Source organism: Streptomyces scabichelini (genome assembly GCF_011045015.1).
GTDB classification, from domain to species: Bacteria; Actinomycetota; Actinomycetes; order Streptomycetales; family Streptomycetaceae; genus Streptomyces; species Streptomyces scabichelini.
Genome location: NZ_JAAKZY010000445.1, coordinates 1 through 2198, shown reverse-complemented (window position 1 = coordinate 2198; position 2198 = coordinate 1). Strand labels below are relative to the sequence as shown.

Genomic DNA, 2198 nt, shown 5'->3' with positions numbered 1-2198 from the left:
CGGGGGTGGTGGGTGCGGTTTTGTGGGCGGGTGCGGGTTGTCTGTGGCTGGTCGCGCAGTTCCCCGCGCCCCTGAAGGGGCCCGCCGTCGGCGGGCCCCTTCAGGGGCCGGTAAGCCGGCCTCGGCTACGACAGCTGCGACTGCACCTGCGACGAGAGCAGTTCCAGGTGGTCCAGGTCGTCGAGGTCGAGGATCTGGAGGTAGATCCGCTGGGCGCCGATCTCCGCGTACCGGCCGATCTTGTCGACGAGCTCCGCCGGGGAACCGGCCAGGCCGTTCGTCTTCAGGTCCTCGACCTCGCGGCCGATCGCGGCGGCCCGGCGGGCGACCTCCGCGTCATCCTTGCCGACGCAGACGACGAGCGCGTTCGAGTACACCAGGTCGTCGCCCTTGCGGCCGGCCTGCTCCGCCGCCGCCCGTACGCGGCCGAACTGGCGCTCGCTGTCCTCTGGCGATGCGAACGGCATGTTGAACTCGTCGGCGTACTGGGCCGCGAGGCGCGGGGTGCGGGTCGCGCCGTGGCCGCCGATGAGTACCGGGACCTTGGGCTGTGCGGGCTTGGGCAGCGCGGGCGAGTCGGTGAGGTCGTAGTACGTGCCGTGGTGGCTGAAGGTCTGGCCGGTCTCCGTGGCCCACAGGCCCGTGACGATGGCCAGTTGCTCTTCGAGTCGGGCGAACTTCTCCTTGGGGAACGGGATGCCGTACGCCTTGTGCTCCTCCTCGAACCAGCCCGCGCCCAGGCCGAATTCGACTCGGCCGCCGGACATCTGGTCGACCTGGGCGACCTGGATGGCCAGGACACCGGGCAGGCGGAAGGTGCCGGCGGTCATCAGGGTGCCGAGCCGGATGCGCTTGGTTTCGCGGGCGAGTCCGGCGAGGGTGACCCAGGCGTCGGTGGGGCCAGGGAGGCCGTCTCCGTCCCCCATCCGCAGGTAGTGGTCGGAGCGGAAGAAGGCGTCAAAACCGAGGTCTTCGGTGGCCTTTGCCACGGCGAGCAGGGTGTCGTAGGTGGCCCCTTGCTGGGGCTCGGTGAAGATTCGAAGATCCATGGCCCCATCCTGCACGGTCGAACACCGGTCAACGCCACCGGTTCCACCGTCCCTCCTCGCCCTCGGTCGGGTGAAAACCGTCAACTCCGCGTCCAGGACGGGCTCTTGGCAGTGACCGGCCCCAGCGGTGTTCGTTGGACTCGGGCGGAGCCGGACCGCCCGGCATATTGCTGATCCTCCCCGCGCGGGAGGCGAAGGCCGAGGAGGCCGTCATGTCCGAGGAAGCCGTTCCCTCGTCGCAGCCCAATGGCTTGCTGCAACAGATGGAGGAGCTGATGGCGGCACTCAACGCGGACCTCTCCCAACTCGACGCCGACCTCCAACAGTCGGCCGCCCGCCCGGACACGACCCCGACCGACGGCGGCCAGGGCGTCTCCGAGCGCACCTGACCGCACCTGACTGCGCCGGGCTGCATCAGGCTGCGCCTGACGGTCTGCTCGCCCAGGGGACGCCGCGGCGGGGCGGGGCAAAGCCCTACGCCGCAGACCCCTGCTCGGGCTCAGCCTCATCCCGCTCCGCGAGTGTCCGCAGCATCTCGAGGACTCTGTCGCGGGACTCGTCCGCCGCGTCGATGGCTTCCATGCACTGCCAGTACGTGCCCTCGTCGTCCGCCGCGCTGGCGATGCCGACGAGGGCGATGCCGACCTCTCCGAGGAGACCGCCGAGGTCGAGGAGGGCCCGGCGGGCATCGCCGAGTTCCGTGAGTTGCGCCGCGCGCAGGCTCCCGGCACGAAGTCCCGGAGCGTCCAGGACTCGGCAGCCTCTGCCCGCCAGATCGGTCAACCCCAGTGCCTCGCTCCGTAATTCGGGAGGGCCGGACATCGCCAGGCGACTGCCTATCGCCTGGGCGAGGGCCTGCGCCTGCCAGGCCTCCGCCATGGTGCCCAGCACGTCATCGCTTCCCACCAGGGCACATCTGCTCGCGCCGATGAGCCGCACCGCGTCCATGCACTGTCCCGTCTGTCCCGACGCGCTCTCCACACGCCTGCCCGAACTCCGCACTCCACTACCCAGAGTGAAGTACCTCGGGACGAAAAGCCAGGGGAAGACGGAAATCTGTGGACAAAGAATCGAGTGTGGACAACGCATCGACTACAGAGAGTGATGAGTGGCCTTTCGGGACCTCCGTCAGGCCCCGGCCCCCGGCCC

Annotated in this window: 3 protein-coding genes; 1 reads left to right on the top strand and 2 read right to left on the bottom strand. The window is 69.7% G+C overall.

From position 1 onward, the window contains the following. Positions 1 to 125 precede the first annotated feature (125 nt). Positions 126 to 1049: an LLM class F420-dependent oxidoreductase gene (locus G5C60_RS50515; protein WP_165271035.1), complete on the bottom strand. Its 924-nt coding sequence runs from the start codon at positions 1047 to 1049 to the stop codon at positions 126 to 128. A 212-nt stretch (positions 1050 to 1261) separates the two neighbouring features. Between G5C60_RS50515 and G5C60_RS50510 the strand changes: the two genes are divergently transcribed. Beyond that, positions 1262 to 1438: a hypothetical protein gene (locus G5C60_RS50510; protein ID WP_165271033.1), complete on the top strand. Its 177-nt coding sequence runs from the start codon at positions 1262 to 1264 to the stop codon at positions 1436 to 1438. 85 nt (positions 1439 to 1523) lie between these two features. Here the strand turns inward: G5C60_RS50510 and G5C60_RS50505 are convergent, their stop codons facing one another. After that, positions 1524 to 1997: a DUF6099 family protein gene (locus G5C60_RS50505; protein WP_165271031.1), complete on the bottom strand. Its 474-nt coding sequence runs from the start codon at positions 1995 to 1997 to the stop codon at positions 1524 to 1526. Positions 1998 to 2198: the final 201 nt, after the last annotated feature.

Bases quoted from the DNA above. Each gene is read 5' to 3' on its own strand.
- G5C60_RS50515 (WP_165271035.1), bottom strand. From the start codon at position 1,049: ATGGATCTTCGAATCTTCACCGAGCCCCAGCAAGGGGCCACCTACGAC.
- G5C60_RS50510 (WP_165271033.1), top strand. From the start codon at position 1,262: ATGTCCGAGGAAGCCGTTCCCTCGTCGCAGCCCAATGGCTTGCTGCAA.
- G5C60_RS50505 (WP_165271031.1), bottom strand. From the start codon at position 1,997: ATGGACGCGGTGCGGCTCATCGGCGCGAGCAGATGTGCCCTGGTGGGA.